The sequence below is a fragment of the Alteromonas sp. NFXS44 genome (assembly GCF_040148705.1).
GTDB lineage: Bacteria > Pseudomonadota > Gammaproteobacteria > Enterobacterales > Alteromonadaceae > Alteromonas.
Genome location: NZ_JAGDEA010000001.1, coordinates 559,487 through 577,831, shown reverse-complemented (window position 1 = coordinate 577,831; position 18,345 = coordinate 559,487). Strand labels below are relative to the sequence as shown.

General features: G+C 49.6%; 19 protein-coding genes. 13 read left to right on the top strand and 6 right to left on the bottom strand.

Translation table 11 applies throughout. The annotated features are described in order from the left end of the window. Positions 1 to 44: 44 nt before the first annotated feature. Positions 45 to 578 (bottom strand): inorganic diphosphatase, encoded by a 534-nt coding sequence (gene ppa / locus J3369_RS02505; RefSeq protein ID WP_303573571.1) that lies wholly within the window; start codon positions 576 to 578, stop codon positions 45 to 47. 173 nt (positions 579 to 751) lie between these two features. Next, on the bottom strand, positions 752 to 1,729 hold the full coding sequence (locus J3369_RS02500) for a class 1 fructose-bisphosphatase (protein ID WP_349583427.1): 978 nt from the start codon (positions 1,727 to 1,729) through the stop codon (positions 752 to 754). Positions 1,730 to 2,003: 274 nt separating this feature from the next. Between J3369_RS02500 and mpl the strand changes: the two genes are divergently transcribed. From mpl to J3369_RS02485, 3 genes are read left to right on the top strand one after another with little or no spacing between them, the layout of a single operon-like run. Beyond that, entirely contained in the window at positions 2,004 to 3,368 is a 1,365-nt protein-coding gene (gene mpl / locus J3369_RS02495; RefSeq protein ID WP_349583424.1) for a UDP-N-acetylmuramate:L-alanyl-gamma-D-glutamyl-meso-diaminopimelate ligase, read from the top strand. Further along, positions 3,346 to 4,008 (top strand): flavin prenyltransferase UbiX, encoded by a 663-nt coding sequence (locus tag J3369_RS02490; protein WP_349583421.1) that lies wholly within the window; start codon positions 3,346 to 3,348, stop codon positions 4,006 to 4,008. Before mpl ends, J3369_RS02490 begins: the two co-directional genes overlap by 23 nt. A gap of 13 nt (positions 4,009 to 4,021) precedes the next feature. After that, on the top strand, positions 4,022 to 4,828 hold the full coding sequence (locus J3369_RS02485; RefSeq protein WP_349583418.1) for a S1/P1 nuclease: 807 nt from the start codon (positions 4,022 to 4,024) through the stop codon (positions 4,826 to 4,828). 68 nt (positions 4,829 to 4,896) lie between these two features. Here J3369_RS02485 and rraA read toward each other — a convergent pair whose 3' ends face one another. Next, positions 4,897 to 5,382, bottom strand: coding sequence for a ribonuclease E activity regulator RraA (rraA, locus tag J3369_RS02480; RefSeq protein ID WP_349583415.1), 486 nt, complete (start codon positions 5,380 to 5,382; stop codon positions 4,897 to 4,899). 310 nt (positions 5,383 to 5,692) lie between these two features. Here rraA and J3369_RS02475 point away from each other — a divergent pair, with 310 nt between their 5' ends. The 8 genes from J3369_RS02475 to J3369_RS02445 are packed head-to-tail and all read left to right on the top strand — an operon-like array spanning position 5,693 to position 11,941. Then, positions 5,693 to 6,196 (top strand): phosphatase PAP2 family protein, encoded by a 504-nt coding sequence (locus J3369_RS02475; protein WP_442858437.1) that lies wholly within the window; start codon positions 5,693 to 5,695, stop codon positions 6,194 to 6,196. A gap of 1 nt (position 6,197) precedes the next feature. Further along, positions 6,198 to 7,265, top strand: coding sequence for an MJ1255/VC2487 family glycosyltransferase (locus J3369_RS02470; RefSeq protein WP_349583412.1), 1,068 nt, complete (start codon positions 6,198 to 6,200; stop codon positions 7,263 to 7,265). A 51-nt stretch (positions 7,266 to 7,316) separates the two neighbouring features. Beyond that, on the top strand, positions 7,317 to 7,475 hold the full coding sequence (lptM, locus tag J3369_RS22015) for an LPS translocon maturation chaperone LptM (protein ID WP_368411702.1): 159 nt from the start codon (positions 7,317 to 7,319) through the stop codon (positions 7,473 to 7,475). Further along, positions 7,475 to 8,725 (top strand): diaminopimelate decarboxylase, encoded by a 1,251-nt coding sequence (gene lysA, locus J3369_RS02465; protein WP_349583409.1) that lies wholly within the window; start codon positions 7,475 to 7,477, stop codon positions 8,723 to 8,725. The genes lptM and lysA overlap by 1 nt, the downstream gene beginning before the upstream one ends. A 35-nt stretch (positions 8,726 to 8,760) precedes the next feature. Continuing rightward, the gene (dapF, locus tag J3369_RS02460; protein ID WP_349583407.1) at positions 8,761 to 9,591 is read left to right on the top strand and encodes a diaminopimelate epimerase; all 831 of its coding nucleotides are present in this window, start codon (positions 8,761 to 8,763) and stop codon (positions 9,589 to 9,591) included. Next, entirely contained in the window at positions 9,588 to 10,286 is a 699-nt protein-coding gene (locus J3369_RS02455) for a DUF484 family protein (RefSeq protein WP_349583404.1), read from the top strand. The genes dapF and J3369_RS02455 overlap by 4 nt, the downstream gene beginning before the upstream one ends. Continuing rightward, on the top strand, positions 10,286 to 11,200 hold the full coding sequence (gene xerC / locus J3369_RS02450) for a tyrosine recombinase XerC (RefSeq protein WP_349583401.1): 915 nt from the start codon (positions 10,286 to 10,288) through the stop codon (positions 11,198 to 11,200). Before J3369_RS02455 ends, xerC begins: the two co-directional genes overlap by 1 nt. A gap of 24 nt (positions 11,201 to 11,224) precedes the next feature. Continuing rightward, a complete protein-coding gene (locus tag J3369_RS02445; protein WP_349583398.1) occupies positions 11,225 to 11,941 on the top strand; it encodes an HAD-IA family hydrolase in 717 nt (238 codons plus the stop codon). Positions 11,942 to 12,008: 67 nt separating this feature from the next. Here J3369_RS02445 and cysE read toward each other — a convergent pair whose 3' ends face one another. After that, positions 12,009 to 12,824, bottom strand: coding sequence for a serine O-acetyltransferase (gene cysE / locus J3369_RS02440; protein WP_303573561.1), 816 nt, complete (start codon positions 12,822 to 12,824; stop codon positions 12,009 to 12,011). Between the two features lie 471 nt (positions 12,825 to 13,295). On the opposite strand from cysE, the gene J3369_RS02435 reads away from it, so the two are divergent. Beyond that, positions 13,296 to 13,487 carry a CsbD family protein gene (locus J3369_RS02435; RefSeq protein WP_119499797.1) on the top strand — a complete coding sequence of 64 codons (192 nt, stop codon included), beginning with the start codon at positions 13,296 to 13,298 and terminating at the stop codon, positions 13,485 to 13,487. A 70-nt stretch (positions 13,488 to 13,557) separates the two neighbouring features. On the opposite strand, the gene J3369_RS02430 is transcribed toward J3369_RS02435, so the two are convergent. Further along, positions 13,558 to 14,529 (bottom strand): YihY/virulence factor BrkB family protein, encoded by a 972-nt coding sequence (locus J3369_RS02430; RefSeq protein WP_349583394.1) that lies wholly within the window; start codon positions 14,527 to 14,529, stop codon positions 13,558 to 13,560. A 151-nt stretch (positions 14,530 to 14,680) separates the two neighbouring features. Continuing rightward, positions 14,681 to 15,808 (bottom strand): hypothetical protein, encoded by a 1,128-nt coding sequence (locus tag J3369_RS02425; RefSeq protein ID WP_349583391.1) that lies wholly within the window; start codon positions 15,806 to 15,808, stop codon positions 14,681 to 14,683. A gap of 304 nt (positions 15,809 to 16,112) precedes the next feature. Between J3369_RS02425 and uvrD the strand changes: the two genes are divergently transcribed. Beyond that, on the top strand, positions 16,113 to 18,284 hold the full coding sequence (gene uvrD / locus J3369_RS02420) for a DNA helicase II (RefSeq protein ID WP_349583389.1): 2,172 nt from the start codon (positions 16,113 to 16,115) through the stop codon (positions 18,282 to 18,284). Positions 18,285 to 18,345: the final 61 nt, after the last annotated feature.

The following is an 18,345-nucleotide window of genomic DNA, read 5'->3' as shown; positions in this document are numbered from 1 at the left end:
AAAGCCCGGCGAACCGGGCTTTTTCAATCTGCGGAAAGAAAGGCTTATTCGCCTTCTTCGTAACGCTTGGCGCTGGATACGATTTCAGCTTTCGCTGCTTCTGCATCTGCCCAACCGTCGATCTTAACCCACTTGCCAGGCTCCAGATCTTTATAGTGAGAGAAGAAGTGCTCGATTTGCTGTTTAGTCAGCTCTGGCACGTCGTTGATGTCTTTCACGTCGCGGTAAATCGTAGACAGCTTGTCTACCGGCACTGCCAGAACTTTTGCATCAGTACCTGACTCGTCAGTCATGTTCAGAACACCAACAGGACGACACTTGATCACAGAACCGCTGATGATCGGGAACGGCGTCATAACCAGTACGTCAACCGGGTCACCGTCTAAAGACAGTGTGTTATTCACGTAGCCGTAGTTTACCGGATAGTGCATGCAGGTAGCCATGAAACGGTCAACAAACATTGCACCGGTGTCTTTGTCTACTTCATATTTTACCGGGTCAGCGTGAGCTGGGATTTCGATGATGACATTCACCACTTCTGGCATATCTTTACCAGCAGGAACGTTGTTAAGGCTCATGAAATAATCCTTTGATTTGTTAAATTAAAAACGGGATTTGTCCGGGAAAACAAACACACTGTATTCCCTTTCACGGCAAAATCGCGCCTAAGTATACGGTGACTACCGTAAAATAAAAACTGCTTAAGACCCAAGTCTTAAGCAGTCTTCAGTATTTTTGTGCTGAATGTGCGCTATTCCGCTTTAGCGTGATAGCTCAGGCACGTTTCCACTTCTTCTTTGGAACCCAAAATCACTGGTACGCGTTGGTGAATTTCGGTGGGCATCACTTCCATGATACGACCTGTCCCCGTATCGGCCAGACCACCGGCCTGTTCCATCAGAAATGCCATCGGATTGGCTTCGTATAATAAACGCAGTTTACCGGCTTTAGACGGGTTACGGTTGTCATAGGGATACATAAAAATACCGCCCCGGCAAAGCAGACGGTGAATATCGCCCACCATCGCCGCCACCCAGCGCATGTTGAAGTTCTTTTCACGGGGACCGTCTGTGCCCGCCAGCAAGTCAGCAATATAAGCTTTCATCGGCGCTTCCCAGTGGCGCTGATTAGATGCGTTGATAGAAAACTCGGATGTTTGCTCAGGCACCTGCACATTGGGGTGCGTTAACAGGAAACCACCGTGGGTTTTATCCAGAGTATAAATGTGTGTGCCACGGCCGGTAGTCAGCGCCATCATGGTTGACGGACCATACAGTACATAACCGGCAGCAACCATTTGTGTACCGGGCTGTAAAAACGCAGACGGGTCGTCGGACTCCATCCACTGCGGTGCATGGGCGATAGAGAAAATAGTACCAATCAGACTGTTGATTTCAGTATTTGACGAGCCATCCAGCGGGTCAAAACTTACCAGGTAGTTGCCTTCAGGGTTGCACGGTACCACCGTGTCTTCTTCTTCAGAAGAAATGGCTTTTACATAGCCAGAATCCCGTAAAGTATCTTTCAATATCTGGTTAGAAATCACGTCCAGCTTCTTTTGGGTTTCCCCCTGAACATTTTCACTCAACGTCGAACCTAATACCCCCGCCAAAGCGCCCTGACTGACACGGAAAGAAATTTCCTTACAGCCCGCCAGCAATGTACGGATAAGCAAAATAAGCTCAAGAGGAGCGCCGTCTTGTTGTAGTTGAGAATTTAAACGTTTCATTGTGTGCAATAGCCTTGTTTATTTATGTAGGGTAATGATTCGCTTTGCGCCGGCATTCCCGCCAGTGTCCAAAAGCCAATCTGAATCACTTTGCTTTATTATTGTGTGCCGGTGTTTTCGTTCCACTGGCTGGTAGCAAATGTAATTAAAACGATTGTAACCGCGAATGGACCACAGGGAAACGGCTTATTCTTACATTGCCGCGTACTCTGGTATTGGCGTGCACACCGGGAGTTCTGCTAAAGTAGCCACCTTAATCGTACACAGGATTCTTATGCACGTTCATATTCTCGGCATTTGCGGCAGCTTTATGGGTGGTATCGCCGCAATCGCCAAATCGCTAGGCCATAAGGTGACCGGTTCCGACCGCAATGTTTATCCGCCAATGAGCACTCAGTTGGAAGCGCTGGGCATCGAATTAACAGAGGGCTATGACCCCGCTCAGTTCGAACCGGCACCGGATATGGTTATCATCGGCAATGCCATGTCGCGGGGCAATCCTGCTGTTGAGTATGTTTTAAACCGCAATCTTCCCTATACCAGCGGTCCTCAATGGCTGTTAGACAACCTGCTTACCTCCCGGTGGGTGATCGGTATCGCCGGCACCCATGGTAAAACCACCACTTCCAGCATGGTAGCGTGGATCCTTGAGCATGCCGGCCTGGCGCCCGGTTTTCTGATTGGTGGTATTCCGGAGAACTTCGGTGTGTCTGCCCGCATTGGCGAAAGTCCATTCTTTGTCATCGAAGCGGACGAATACGACAGTGCCTTTTTCGATAAACGCTCTAAGTTTGTTCACTACCGTCCGCGTACGCTGATCCTGAACAACCTTGAATTCGATCATGCAGATATTTTCCCTGATCTTGCAGCCATTCAAACCCAGTTCCATCATTTAGTTCGCATGGTGCCGGAAAATGGTCTGATCCTGTCACCGCAAAAAGACAAACCGCTGAAGGCCACACTGGAAAAAGGTTGCTGGTCTGAACAGCAATTTACCGGAAAAGACTGGGAAGCCAATCTGCTGACTCCTGATGGCAGTGCTTTTGATGTACTTTTCCGCGGAGAGAAAGCCGGTACTGTTAACTGGTCACTGGTGGGCCAGCACAACGTGAATAACGCCCTGATGGCTATTGCAGCAGCGCATCATGCCGGAGTGGCAACTGCGCAGGCTATCGAAGCCCTCGCCACATTTAAAAACGTGAAGCGCCGTATGGAAACCAAAGGCACCGTGAATGACATTACGGTGTACGATGACTTTGCCCATCACCCCACGGCCATTGCCACCACCATTCAGGGTTTACGGAACAAAGTGGGTAAAGCCCGCATTATCGCTATTCTGGAACCCCGTTCGAACACGATGAAAATGGGCGTACACGAACACACGCTGGGCAATAGCTGGCAACAGGCTGACGAAGTGCTGCTGTTTGAACCTGCCGGGATGAAATGGTCACTGGCAGAGACCGCCAAACACAGTGACACACCGGCTTACTGCTATCATGACGTAGAGAGTATTGTGCAGCAGGTGAAATCCATCAGCCGGCCGGGCGACCATGTACTGGTGATGAGCAACGGTGGTTTTGAAGGCATTCACCAACGGTTGCTGGATGCACTGGCCAATGCTGAAGTCACACATTCCTGAGGAAGCAGAAAACGCTATGACAAATAAAACCATCACTCTGGCGATTACTGGTGCGTCCGGTGCACCGTATGCCATGCGCCTGCTTGAAATACTGGTCAAAGCCGATTACGACATTTTTGTGCTGATTTCGTCAGCCGCGAAAGTTGTTTTTGCTACCGAAGAAGAAGTGAAAATTCCTTCAAAGCCGGAGGCCGCCAGTGCGTTTTTCAGTGAACGCTTCGGTGCCCGTGAAAATCAGATCCGTGTGTGTGGTAAGGAAGAATGGTTTTCACCTGTGGCATCAGGTTCTGCAGCACCTAAACAGATGGTGGTGTGCCCGTGTTCAACCGGCACATTGTCAGCAATAGCAACGGGTGCCAGCGACAACCTTATCGAACGTGCGGCCGACGTGGTGTTAAAAGAACGGGGACAACTTATTCTTGTTACCCGTGAAATGCCGTTGTCGTCTATCCATCTGGAAAATATGCTAAAACTGTCACAAACCGGCGCGACAATTATGCCAGCTTCGCCCGGCTTCTATCATAATCCAAAACAAATCAGCGACCTGGTCGACTTCGTGGTAGCCAGAATTCTGGACCACCTGGGCGTCGATCAGACATTAATGATGCGCTGGGGCTATCAACACCAAAACAACAAATAAAAGAGGAACATTCATGCAGGCGTTTGCTAAACGGACTATTGCACTTTCTTTCTGCCTGGCATCGACCATGATGACGAGCCTGCCCGCCTTTGGCTGGGGACAAACCGGTCACCGTGTTACCGGCGCAATAGCTGAAAAACATCTGACTCCCGCTGCCAAAGCGGCCATTGTTAAGCTTCTGCCAAATGAATCACTGGCTGAAGCGTCTACGTATCCTGACGAAATGCGTTCAGCCCCGGGTGAATTCTGGCGTAAAACTTCGCCCCCCTGGCACTATGTCACTGTGCCGGAAGATCATGAATATCATGAGGTGGGAGCACCTGAACAGGGAGATGCGTACACGGCACTTCAGCATTTCACCACGGTACTGAAAGACACCAAAGCCAGCAGAGAAGACCGCCAGGTCGCGCTACGTTTTATTGTGCATATCATTGGCGATCTCCATCAGCCTTTGCACGCCGGTAACGGGACTGACAGAGGCGGAAACTCGGTCAAAGTACGCTTCTTCTGGCAGGACAGTAACCTGCATACCGTGTGGGACTCGAAGATGCTGGATTCTAAGCAGTTGTCCTACACCGAGTGGACAGACTGGCTGGATAAGAAAATCACCACGAAAAACCTGAAAGACTGGCAGCAAATTGATGCCAATGTGTGGATAAAGGAAAGCACGGAAATCCGCGATACTATTTATCCTGAAGACGCTAACGACATGTCTTATGACTATGTGTACGACTTTCTGCCCGTAGCAAAAACCCGTTTACAGCAGGCCGGTGTCCGCATTGCCGCGTACCTGAACAACGTGTTTGCAAACACGAAATAAGTCCATAAAAAAACCTTCCCGGCCAAACCGGGAAGGTTTTTTCCTGAAACTCAGTGAAGCCCGCCGGCTTAGTCTATATCCAGCGGCTCCGGCGACAAAATAACGCCAGTGCTGTCGGCATACAAATGATCTTCCGGCAGGAAGGTGACACCGCCAAAATTAACCGGCACATCCACTTCACCGGTACTTTCTGTTTCCGCGTTAACCGGAATAGACGCCACAGCCAGAATACCGATGTCTAAATCGGCCAGAGTATCCACTTCACGGACACTGCCGTAACAAACGATGCCTTCCCAGTCGTTATCGATTGCAAGCTGGGCTGAAGCGGCATCAAGTAATGCACGGCGGGTAGAACCGCCACCATCAATCAGCAATACTTTTCCTGCACCGGGCTGCGCCAGTACGCGGTCTATCAACCCGCGATCTTCAAAACACTTAATGGTTGTGATTTCACCACCAAACGAATAACGTCCGCCATAACTGACAAACATGGGGTCGACCACATCTACGCTGTCTGCAAATAAATCGCATAATTCAGAAGTGTTATAGTCCATCACTGTGCCTTAATTACCGGAAAAGAAACACTGACCCGCGATTCCGCCAAAACCCTCACTGCATCCGTTTTTAAAACGGCATGGAAGTTTACTAAGGTGATTGATTGGAAAGAGAAGATGCGTTGTCAGAACTGTTGTTAGCATAGCACTAATTACCATAATAAAAATACCTCGCTTCCGCTTATTTCGGTAAATCTCTGCGGCCTGTCATAAAGGTTTCTTTTTTTTGTCACGGCAGATTCACACATGCTGATTAGCTTATATTGTAATCAATTGTAATGAGGCCAGGGCCGTGCTGAACCGGAAATCCTTGACCAAAGCTGATACTGATTTGTTTTTTTGGCTTTACCGACTCACACAAAAGCGTAACTGTACCGGCGTTATCTGGTTGTCAAAAACCGGAGACGGCTATCTGTACTTCATCATCGGTATGCTGCTGTGGGCTTTCGAGCCTGAACACGGTGAGCTGTTCCTGTATACCGCACTGATGGCCTACGGACTCGAACTGCCGGTGTATGTGGTACTGAAACGTATGTTCAAACGTCCCCGCCCCTGCGATTTACTGAATAACTTCACGGCCCACGTTACGCCGTCAGATAAATTCAGTCTGCCATCCGGCCACACCGCCGCGGCCTGGCTGATGGCCAGCATCGTAGCGCATTTTTATCCGCCTTTTGCCATTCTGGCTTACAGCTGGGCTGCGCTGATTGGACTATCCCGTATTTTGCTGGGTGTGCACTACCCTACCGACGTGATAGCCGGTGCACTTCTGGGCTTAACCATTGCTTCTGCGAGCTTAATGATACTGGGGTAGTATGAGAATTCTTTACGGCGTGCAGGGGACCGGCAACGGTCATATTGCCCGCGCACGCATCATGGCTGCAGCTTTTGCACAGCGTGACGATTTCACTGTTGATTTTGTATTTTCCGGACGGGATGAAGACAAGTACTTCGACATGGAGGTATTTGGTCCGTACCGCACCTTCCGTGGTCTTACTTTTATTACCAGTCACGGTCAGGTAGACCGCATTGCAACACTCAAAGCAAACCGCCCCGGTCAGTTCTGGCAGGATGTGCGTAACTTTGATGTCACCGGATATGACCTTCTTATCAACGACTTTGAACCGGTCACCGCCTGGGCAGCAAAACATGCGGGACTGCCGTCTATCTCTATCAGCCATCAGGCATGTTTCACTTATACCGTCCCGAAAGCCGGCGACGGTATTATCAATAAGCTCATCCTGAAATACTTTGCACCCACGCAGGTACAGCTGGGCGTACACTGGTTTCACTTTAACCAGCCCATCGTGCCGCCATTTGTCGCAGATGAGCGTCTGGCCTCACCGTCAAAGAGTCATGTTCTGGTTTATCTGCCTTTTGAACACGTGGATGACATCCGCCTGATGCTGGAGCCGTTAACAGACCAGCAATTTGTGTGCTACCACCCGTCAATCAAGGGCCATTACGAAAGTGGCCATATCAGTTGGTACCCCCCTTCCAAGGCTGGCTTTCAGCATCACTTACAGCATTGCAACGGTGTGATTGCCAACGGCGGCTTTGAGCTGTCCAGTGAAGCATTACATCTGGGCAAAAAGCTGCTGATTAAGCCGTTACACGGCCAGTTTGAACAATTATCGAACGTACTCACGTTAGATAAAATGGGACTATGTCATTCCCTTTTTCAGCTCGACACTGACATTGTGGAAGAGTGGCTGGATGCACCTGAAAATGAGGCCATTCAGTTCCCTCAGGACCCGTCACTGCTGATCAACTGGCTGAAACAGGGTGACCTCAGTGACACCCGTTCTCTGTGCGATGCACTGTGGGAACAAGTGGAATATGGCGATAAAACGAAAGAGCGTTTATTGACGCTTGCAATTTAGCACCGCAGTGCCATCATAGCAGCAATTTTAGTCTTTCTATGCGGGTTCGTTGTGCGCAGAAAACCCTTCTTTTTACTCGTGCTGCTGATATTCATTAGTGGTCTGTCAGCATGCGGCTATCGCGGGGCACTCTATCTTCCAGAAGAGTCTCAGGACAACCAGCAAACTCCAGCCGGAACACCCGCTGACCAATCCGGAGACACTCAGTAATGGATTTTTTCGCTTTTCAAAACGGGCGACTGTTTGCTGAAGATGTAGCAGTATCTGACATCGCTAAAGCACACGGTACACCTGCGTATATTTATTCCCGCGCCACCCTTGAGCGTCACTGGCATGCATTTGACCAGGCACTGGGCGGACACCCTCACCTGATTTGTTACGCCGTAAAAGCCAATTCAAACTTAGGCGTGCTGAGCGTACTGGCAAAATTAGGTTCAGGCTTTGACATTGTATCCGGCGGGGAACTGGCACGGGTACTGGAAGCCGGTGGTGATGCAAAGAAAGTGGTATTTTCCGGTGTAGGCAAAAAGCCTGAAGAAATTCGTTATGCGCTGGAGAAAGGCATTCTGTGTTTCAACGTTGAGTCTGAGCCGGAACTGGAGCGCATTAACAGCGTTGCCGCAGAAATGGGCGTAAAAGCTCCTATTTCATTGCGTATTAATCCGGATGTGGACGCCAAAACTCACCCGTATATCTCCACGGGACTGAAAGCGAATAAATTTGGTATTCCCCGCGAACGTGCCGTTGCGACTTACGAACTGGCCGCCAGTCTGTCAAACCTTGAAGTAAAAGGCATGGACTGCCACATTGGTTCTCAGCTGACCTCTATTGAGCCGTTTGTTGATGCCCTTGAAAGATTATTAAAGCTCATTGATGAGCTTGCCGTTAAAGGTATTACCATTTCCCACCTTGATGTGGGTGGTGGCCTGGGCGTGACTTACAATAACGAAACTCCGCCCCATCCGAAAGAATACGCCGCCGCCATGGTAGAAAAGATGGCTGGCCGCGAAAATTTAAAGATGATCATGGAACCCGGCCGCGCTATTGCTGCAAATGCCGGCATTATGATCACTGAAGTTGAATTCGTGAAAGAAGGCGATGAAAAGCACTTCGCCATCGTTGACGCTGCGATGAATGATTTAATCCGCCCGTCGTTATATTCAGCCTGGCAGAACATCGTACGTGTTGAGCAGGAAACCGATGCTACACCACGTATTTACGATGTGGTGGGACCGATTTGTGAAACCGGTGATTTCATTGGTAAAGACCGTGAACTGGCAATAAAACCGGGGGACTTACTGGCGGTTCGCAGCGCCGGCGCCTATGGTTTTGTTATGGCCTCAAACTACAACAGCCGCTGCCGCCCGCCGGAAATTATGGTGGATGGTGACCAGGTAATTGTGGTGCGTGAACGAGAAAATCAAAAAGATCTCTGGAAAGGTGAGTGCAAACTTACGTAAACTAGAGAAATACAAATAAGAAAGATGTGCGCTTAATGCAAGTTCAATTTTCCAAAATGCACGGGCTGGGCAACGACTTCGTTGTCATCGATAACGTTACCCAGAACGTTTTCTTTTCAAAGGAGAAGATTCAGCAACTCGCTGATCGGCACTTTGGTATTGGCTTTGACCAGCTGTTGCTGGTAGAACCTCCCTATGATCCTGAACAGGATTTTCATTACCGCATCTTCAATGCAGACGGCTCGGAAGTTTCCCAGTGTGGAAACGGAGCCCGTTGTTTTGCCCGTTTCGTCAAAATGAAAGGGTTAATCAACCGCAATAAAATTAAGGTCAGCACCAAGTCAGGAAAGATGGTGCTGTACCTGGAAAAAGACGGACAGGTCACCGTGAACATGGGTGTACCTGACTTTGAACCAGCCAGAGTACCTCTGGTCGCCAATAAACAGGAAAAGACTTACATTTTCCGTGTTGAGGAACGTACAGTATTTTTAGGCGCCGTTTCCATGGGTAACCCCCATTGTGTAATGGAAGTCGACGATGTCGATACCGCCGGTGTGCATGAAGTCGGCCCGTTACTGGAACGTCACGAACGTTTTCCGGAAGGGGTGAACGTTGGCTTTATGCAAATACTGTCGAAAGACCATGTGAAGCTCAGGGTATTCGAACGTGGCGCAGGGGAAACCCTGGCGTGCGGCAGCGGCGCATGTGCCGCTGTAGCGGTCGGACAGGTTCAGGGAAAATTAGATAAGGAAGTCAGGGTAGATTTACCCGGCGGCAGTTTACGTATTCGCTGGCAGGGCGAGGACTCGGCACTCAAGATGACCGGGCCCGCTGAGCACATTTACGACGGACAGATTAATCTATGAGTGATGCTTCAGGTCAAAGTAAAAGACCGGTAACACTGGAACCCAATTACGACGAAGCGTTCGGACTGACAGCAGAAGAAGTGCGTGCTTTTTTATTAAAGCACCCGGACTTTTTCGCCAATAATCCGGACATTCTTGAACGGTTGGTGATTCCTCATGAGGAAAAAGGGGCAGTATCATTAGTTGAACGCCAGAGCGAACAGCTTCGCAAAAAGGTACGTCAGCTAAATTACAAACTGAACCAGCTCATTGGCGTGGCCAAACAAAACGAGAAAATTTACCGCGTTTATACGGACCTGAATGTCGAACTGTTACGCTGTAAATCTGTTTCGGAAATCCAGTACAAACTGGAATCTGTTCTGCAGGAACGTCTTAATCTTCACTCTGTGGTGTTGCAACTGTTTAAAGGCCCTCATGCCATGCAGGAACTTCAACGAAGACTCATCATCGAAAAACGTTTTAAAGACAGCACCTTCTTCTTTGGCCGTTTAAGCCAGCACGAAAGGCAAGTGATCTTCGGTGAAGAAACCGCAGAATCTGTCGCACTGATTTTACTGGGTGATAATCACGATATGGGTATTCTGGCAGTAGGCTCTGACGATGCCTCCCACTTTACGCCGGATATGGATACTCTGCTGCTGAAACAGTTGCAGGAAGTGCTGAACATTACCATGCCGGGCATGCCGGGATATTAATGCAACCGGCGGCGCCCGAACCTCGCCTCAGTGATGCATGCCAGCAATGGCTGGACAAATTTCTTTTGCATCTCGATATCGAGCGGGGATTATCGGAGCATACCGTTTCCAATTATCGCCGCCAGCTTACCGCCATTGCCACCGAACTGGCCCTTGAAGACTGGTCAGGACTGACCCCTTCAGATGTTAAGCGGGTCATGGCCATCGCCAAACGACAGGGCAAGCACGCCCGCTCCATCGCGTTACAGCTTTCTGCCCTGCGAACATTTTGTCATTACCTGATGCGTAACGAACAACTGTTCAGCAACCCCGTTGAGGGTATTCAGGCGCCGAAGCAGGGCAAGCCTCTGCCAAAGCAAATCAGTGTGGATGACATGCAACAACTATTGTCTTCGCCACAGGATGAAGGCATAGAATGCCGCGATATGGCAATGGCCGAATTACTCTACGGATGCGGGTTACGCCTGAATGAACTGACCGGCCTGCGCCTGGCTGATTATCAGGGCGACGGCACGCTTAAAGTCACCGGTAAGGGAAATAAGCAGCGTATTCTGCCACTTGGACGCACGGCAACCAAAGCCCTGAATGCCTGGCTAAAAGTACGGGGCCAGTATGCATCGCCCTATGAGCCGGCCGTGTTTGTGAGCAAACGGGGGACGAGGATCTCAAACCGTCAGGTGGCAAACCGTCTCAATCAGTTAGCTCAGTCTCAGAATATGAATCAGACTGTACATCCTCATAAACTGCGCCATTCCTTTGCCACGCACGTATTAGAATCAAGCGGTGATCTGCGGGCAGTTCAGGAATTGCTTGGTCATGCGAACTTATCAACCACGCAGGTTTATACGCATCTGGATTTCCAGCACCTGGCGAAGGTGTACGATAACGCGCATCCCCGTGCCCGGAAGAAATAACTTATTAATTAACACCGAGGTCCCATGCGATTTTACCGGCCTGTAGCACCAGTGAAAGCCATGACTTTCGATCTGGACGATACCCTTTATAACAATGACCCCATTATCAAACGGGCAGAAGCAACCCTTAAGCGTTATATTGCTGCGGAATATCCGCAAACGGCAAAGCTTTCGCCGCAGGAATGGACAGATATAAAACGGGGTCTGATCAAGGCACAGCCCGCGCTGGCTTCAGATATGGGTCAGTTGCGTATGCATACACTCAGGCAGGCGCTGGAACATGATATTCAGGATCCTGAAGCACTGGAGGCAGCCGCGAAAGCGTGTTTTGACTGCTTTTATGACGCCCGCAGCGATTTCACGCTGGATGACAGCGTTCACATCGTACTGGCTCAACTGGCAGAGAAAATACCGCTGATTGCGATAACCAATGGTAATGTTGATCCGCATAAAACCGGACTGTCTGTGTACTTTAACGTGGTGTTGCACGCCAGTGTGACCCGTCCGGCCAAACCGTCTGCTCATATGTTCGATGAAGCGGCGGCGATGCTGTCGTTAGCGCCGGGCCAGATTTTACACGTGGGTGATAACCTGGAAAAAGACGTTATGGGTGCAGTGAAAGCGGGATATCAGGCGGCATGGATTGCAGCAAACCGCGACATGATCCTGAACCGTGAGGCAGCCACGTTGCTTCCTCATGTGGAATTATCTTCGCTGGATGAATTGCTGGCGTTTACCTGACAGTAAACGCCGTTGACAGCACAGCATACGACTTCAGGACGACACTGCTGTGCACCGTGCAGGAAAACTATTTACCGGTTGCAGCTTCGCTGTCTTCGAGGAAATTCTGGCGCATTGAATCACAGGGGCGCTGACAGGCCGGTTTACCCACGACTTTAGCGGGCACACCTACCACAGTCACATGAGGCGGTACATCGTTCAGCACCACACTGCCTGCTCCCACTTTTGACCCTTCACCAATTTCAATATTACCAAGAATTTTTGCACCGGCACCTACCAACACGCCCTGGCGCACTTTCGGATGACGGTCGCCGGATTCATTACCGGTCCCGCCCAGCGTTACACTCTGCAAAATACTGACATTGTCTTCTACCACTGCAGTTTCACCCACCACAATGCCGGTAGCGTGATCAAACATCACCCCTTTACCAATTTTTGCAGCCGGATGAATATCGACACCGAATGTCTCTGAATTCCGGCTTTGTAAGAACAATGCCAGCTGATGACGGCCCCGCTGCCAAAGGTAATGCGCCATACGGTGAGTTTGCACAGCGTGAAAGCCTTTGAAATATAACAAAGGCGTTAAGTAATCTTTCACCGCAGCATCACGGTTAAACACGGCTTTGATGTCTTCAATGGCCGCTTCCGTAATGGACGGGTCAAGCAGGTAGGCTTCATCAAACACTTCACGGATAGCAATGGCCGGCATCACATCATCAGCCATTTTATTCGCCAGAATAAAGCTCAGTGAAGACTCAAAATTATGATGGGTCAGAATACATGCATGTATATAACTCGCCAGCAGAGGTTCGTTGTCAGCAATGTGCTGCGCTTCGCTTTTAAGCGTAAGCCAGAAGCCGGCGTTTCTTGTTGATACTTGCATAGGTGTTCCTGGTTTGGCGTAAGTGTGTGAAAGCTTAAAGGCCCCGAAATAAGCCTGAAAGATAAGGGCTGATCGTCACAGATCAAGCACCATGTTATCAACCGGTGAGGATTATCGTTCAACGACATAAATTTCTACTCACATCACCGGCAAACCGATCGCACATTACAAAATTTCAATATCACCGCAGACCGTGAAATCACTGGCCGGCACCGTGAAAGTTCTACATCCTACGCCTGCCCGCTCTCTACGGCTATAGCGAAAAGGAATATAAAATAACAACCGTAATTCAGAGACTTATTCTCAGCACCAGAAAACTGGAATAAGAGTTGATTGTATATGGGTAACTGCCGGCGTAAGACTTCGCAATAAGTAGATTGCACAGTGCGTCAGACAGACCATGCCCGGACCCGTTAAACCGGTCCTGACAGAATTTTGTAACATCATTAAATCTTGAAACAGGAGAAAGATATGAACAGCGATCGTATCGAAGGTAACTGGAAAGAGTTAAAAGGTAAAGTTCAGCAACAGTGGGGAAAACTCACCGACGATGATGTAGATAAAATTGATGGCCGCCGTGAAGAATTGGTAGGCAAAATTCAGAAAGCTTATGGCAAAAGCCGCGATGAAGCTGAAAAAGAAGTGGACCGTTACTTCAACTAGTAGCAATCATCCCCTTTGAATACCTCACATGGAGCGCTTAATGCGCTCCATTTTTTTGTCCGCGTGCTGATCACTTCGTCTGACTATCGGAAGGGGAATGGTCAGCCACGTAAGCCCCCCGCTCTCCTTTCGGCTTTTCCTCACCGGCAGTGCTGTCTTTATCGGTCTGGTATTCGGTAGCTGAATTGAGTTCCGCGCCGAGCAAGATGATGTAAGCACTCAGATAGAACCACATCAGCAGGATGACAATCCCTCCCAGTGAGCCGTAGGTTTTGTTATACGAAGCAAATTCGTTCAGATACACAGAAAACGCAAAGGACGCAATCACCCACACCAGCGAAGCAAACGCCGAGCCCACGGTTACCCAGCGCCATTTTGCCGGTCTCCGGTGAGGTCCGTACCGGTACAGTGCTGCCAGAGCGATATTAAACAGGAATATAAGTACAGGCCAGGTGAGCCAGGTTGCCGCCTTTTCGTTGAGTACAGAACCGGCTAAGTAGCTTATCCATTCGGGCAACACAGAAATACACAGTAATGCGGCAATCACGAAGGCAATAATGCCGATGGTCAGTACCAGCCGCGCCAGTAAACCTTTCAGAAACATTCTGCCGTGGGGTTCGTTGTAGGTAATGTTGCACGCCGTGATCAGCGCGTTCGCCCCTTTACTGCTGCTCCAGATTGTCAGCAACAAGCTCAGAGAGACCCCCCAACTGAGCGCAAAGTCAGAATTTCCGGTGAGTTTGGTCAGTTGCTCCTCAACAATGTAACGGCTGTCAGCAGGCACCACGTCCACCAGGTGCGCCATGTGGCTTTGCAACTGTTCTGGTGTGACCAGCAAACCATACAGAGAAATAACGGCAGTAAGCAGCGGGAATACGGCGAGCAGGAAATAGAAAGCCACTCCGGCGGCGACCAGCGATAAATTATGTGCATTTTGTTTGCTGTAAGTGCGTTTAAGGATTTGCCACCACGCCAGCAAAGAAAAGTCTGTCAGGGATGTGGCATCGGTGGAAGATGCCTCGCGGGATTTGAAAAGTTGCACTGCTCGCAAGCTCCGGAGTCGAAGATATGCATTTCATACGTACTTTACAGCAGATGGTGCAAACCAGTGTCCGAAAACACCATGCAAGGCAAGAGCGTTTACTCCTCTTACTACAAGCACCACGACAACAGATTAATTACAGGCCGATAGATTAAGCGAACTTCGGTGCGGTACCGGAAAACATGGCCAGTTTATCAATAAGGGTTTCTTCATTTTTAACGCCCATGGCTTTTATCAGACGTTGTACCTGAATTTCCACGTCCCCGGTGGTCAGTCCCGCAGCCGCTGCAATATCCAGGTAAGAAGCGCACTTATACAGCATGCGCGCGATCAATACTTCCCGCTTGTTCAGCGCGTAGCAAGACTGAATGTTCTGCCAGTCCGGCTTTCCTCTGGATACAATATTAATAACCGCTAGCGGCTCACGCCGCTCCTCTCTAGCTTGTGATGAAAGCTTGTGAATATTAAAAATTTCAATCACATCCACATTATCATCAACAACGTGCACCACTTCCTCCTTTTCTGCTCCGGAGAGACAGGCCTGAACTTTATCGCAAAAGCGGCTGTGCTGGTGCTGCATGGCAAACACAAGACGATTTTTGTTAAGCCCTACGGCCTTGCCTGAATTCAGGTAGTGCTCTGCCTGACTGTTACAGGCCTGCACCCTTAACTGGCTGTCACAGACCACAAACGCCGTTTTAATGTGTTCGTAAACGCCCTGCGCCAGTTGTCTTTGCTGGCGAAATATTTCTTCATCACGGAAGAAACGGGCTGCACGGACAAAGTGCGGCACTAAACGTTTGAAAGCAACTTCTTCGTATTTCGAAAAATCGTCATCATGCTCCGGACGGCATACGCCAAGATATGCTTCGTAGCGGTCGTCCCGTAATACCAGCGCTGCCAGTGTTTTTTCTGCATCCAGCGGGGTCAGTACTTTCCCTGCAATCGCAGTAAAATGTTCTGAATTTCGAAATGCAGGTGAACAGGTATCAAAGATATCCCCTTCATGGAGCCGGAAGAAAAAAGGCTTAAGGGCGGAAAGCGAAGATAAATCCACTTCAGGGGGAAAGGACGGGCAACCGTCACCGGCGGTCTTCATACGCCAGGCAACTTCTCTGTCGTTGATCACATCGCGCAGAACAAGAAATGTTTTGTTTGCCAGAAACACTTTATTGCACTGCGCCAGCACCCTGCCCCATTTTCGGGTTAGTGCTGCGTCATAAATTTCGATAATCAGTTTATCGAAATCAATGGTTTCGTTATCTACATTGTAATCCATGACTATCCCGTCATTTAAGGCGCGGCGGAGCAACGTTACCACTCTTCGCGCATAGCCACTTTATTAACGCAATGCACCCGACAACTTGAATACTATTTCCTGTGTGAATAGCACTGTACAGGTAAACTTTAACAAAGTGTATATTTTCCGCACACTTAGCCTTTAGTCTAATTTCGATACTTCTTTTTAACATCAGTCACATGGCACGGTAGAATAGTGATTCCCTTTTCCTTACTGTATAAATTCACAGCCTGCTCTGGCATAATCTGCCGGTCTGAAATTAATTACGCTGGTGATCTGCCCGATGGATGTATCTTTACTTCTCGACGACCTAAATGACAAACAACGCGAAGCCGTTGCTGCCCCTCAGTCGAACATGCTGGTGCTTGCAGGCGCCGGTAGTGGTAAAACACGGGTACTGGTTCACCGTATCGCCTGGCTGATGGAAGTAGAGAACATCGCGCCATTTTCAATTCTGGCGGTAACCTTCACGAATAAAGCAGCCAAGGAAATGCGCGGCCGGATTGAACATCTGATGAAGCGCAGCATGCACACCATGTGGATGGGTACCTTCCACGGCTTGGCGCACCGTCTACTCAGAGCACATCACGCCGAAGCCGGCTTGCCGGAAAATTTTCAAATTCTGGATTCTGACGACCAGTTCCGGCTGATCCGCCGTATTCTGAAAGCGCTGAATCTGGATGAGAAGCACTGGCCGCCAAGACAGGTACAGTGGTACATCAATGGCAACAAAGATGAAGGTTTAAGACCTCAGCACATCGATACACATAACGATCATACCCAGCAGAAGATGCGCGATATTTATGCGGCCTACCAGGAGTCCTGTGATCGCTCCGGGCTGGTTGATTTTGCCGAACTGCTTTTGCGGGCACATGAGTTGTGGGCCCGTAATCCGGAGATTCTGGCTCACTACCAAAAACGTTTCCGTGCGGTACTGGTCGACGAATTCCAGGACACCAATAACATTCAGTATGCCTGGCTTCGCATGCTGTGCAGCACCGGCGAAAACACCATCATGATTGTGGGCGACGACGATCAGTCAATTTATGGCTGGCGGGGTGCAAATGTCGATAATATTCATAAGTTTCTGAAGGACTTCCCGAAGCCGGAAACCATCCGTCTCGAACAGAATTACCGCTCCACCAGCACAATTCTGAAAGCAGCAAACGCGGTGATCGACAACAACACAGGCCGGCTCGGCAAAGAGCTCTGGACAGACGGTGCTGACGGTGAGCTGGTATCTGTATATGCCGGTTTCAACGAACTGGATGAAGCCCGCTTTATTGTGTCGCAAATTAAAAGCTGGCTGCAGAAAGGTAATGCCCTGAGTGAAAGTGCCATTTTATATCGCAACAATGCCCAGTCCCGGGTACTGGAAGAAGCGCTGTTACATGAAGGTCTGGCCTACCGGATTTACGGTGGTCTGCGGTTCTTCGAACGCCAGGAAATTAAGGATGCGCTGGGTTATCTGCGCATGGTTAACCACCCACACGATGACGCTGCATATGAACGGGTAGTTAATACACCCAGCCGGGGCATGGGTGAGAAAACGCTGTCAGCTATTCGTGAGACAGCCAGAGCGCACAACTGCTCGTTGTGGCAGGCCAGCAATCTATTACTCACCGACGGTTCCCTGAAAGGCCGTGCAGCTAAGGCGTTGCAGAGTTTTATTGTACTGATAACCGATCTTGAACAAGCAATGGCGGATTTACCGCTGGAAGAACAGGCCGACAAAGCTATCAAACATTCCGGCTTATATGCCATGTATCAGGCTGAAAAGGGTGAAAAAGCACAGGCACGCCTGGAAAACCTTGAGGAACTGGTCACCGCTTGTAAACAGTTTATCGTGCCGGAAGAAGCCGATGAAATGACGCCTTTGAGTGCATTCCTGGCTCATGCCTCGCTGGAAGCCGGTGAGACACAGGCTGACACTGACCAGGATGCGGTTCAGATGATGACCATTCACACCGCCAAAGGCCTGGAGTTTCCGCTGGTTTTTATGGCCGGTGTTGAAGAAGGCATGTTCCCCAGCCAAATGACCAATGATGAGCCCGGCCGTATGGAAGAGGAACGCCGTCTGGCCTACGTGGGTATGACACGGGCCATGAAAAAGCTCTTTATTACCTATGCGGAAAGCCGCAGGCTTTATGGTCAGGACAAGTATCACACGGCGTCGCGGTTTATCCGCGAAATTCCGTCGGAATGCGTGGAAGAAGTACGGTTAAAATCGACGGTATCCCGCCCTGTTCATAACCGCTTTTCCCGGGCGACGTCCCACGAAAGTTTTGAACAAACCGGGTTTCAGTTGGGTCAGCGTGTTATGCACCGTAAATTCGGTGAGGGTGTGGTACTGAACTATGAAGGTTCCGGCGATCACGCCAGAGTACAGGTGAATTTCGACGAATTCGGCAGCAAATGGCTGGTACTGGCCTATGCTAAATTGCAGCCACTCTAAATTTCACCTGCGGTCAGCCGATATTATTTAATTAACCGCTTAAGCAGCGATTTCATTCAAC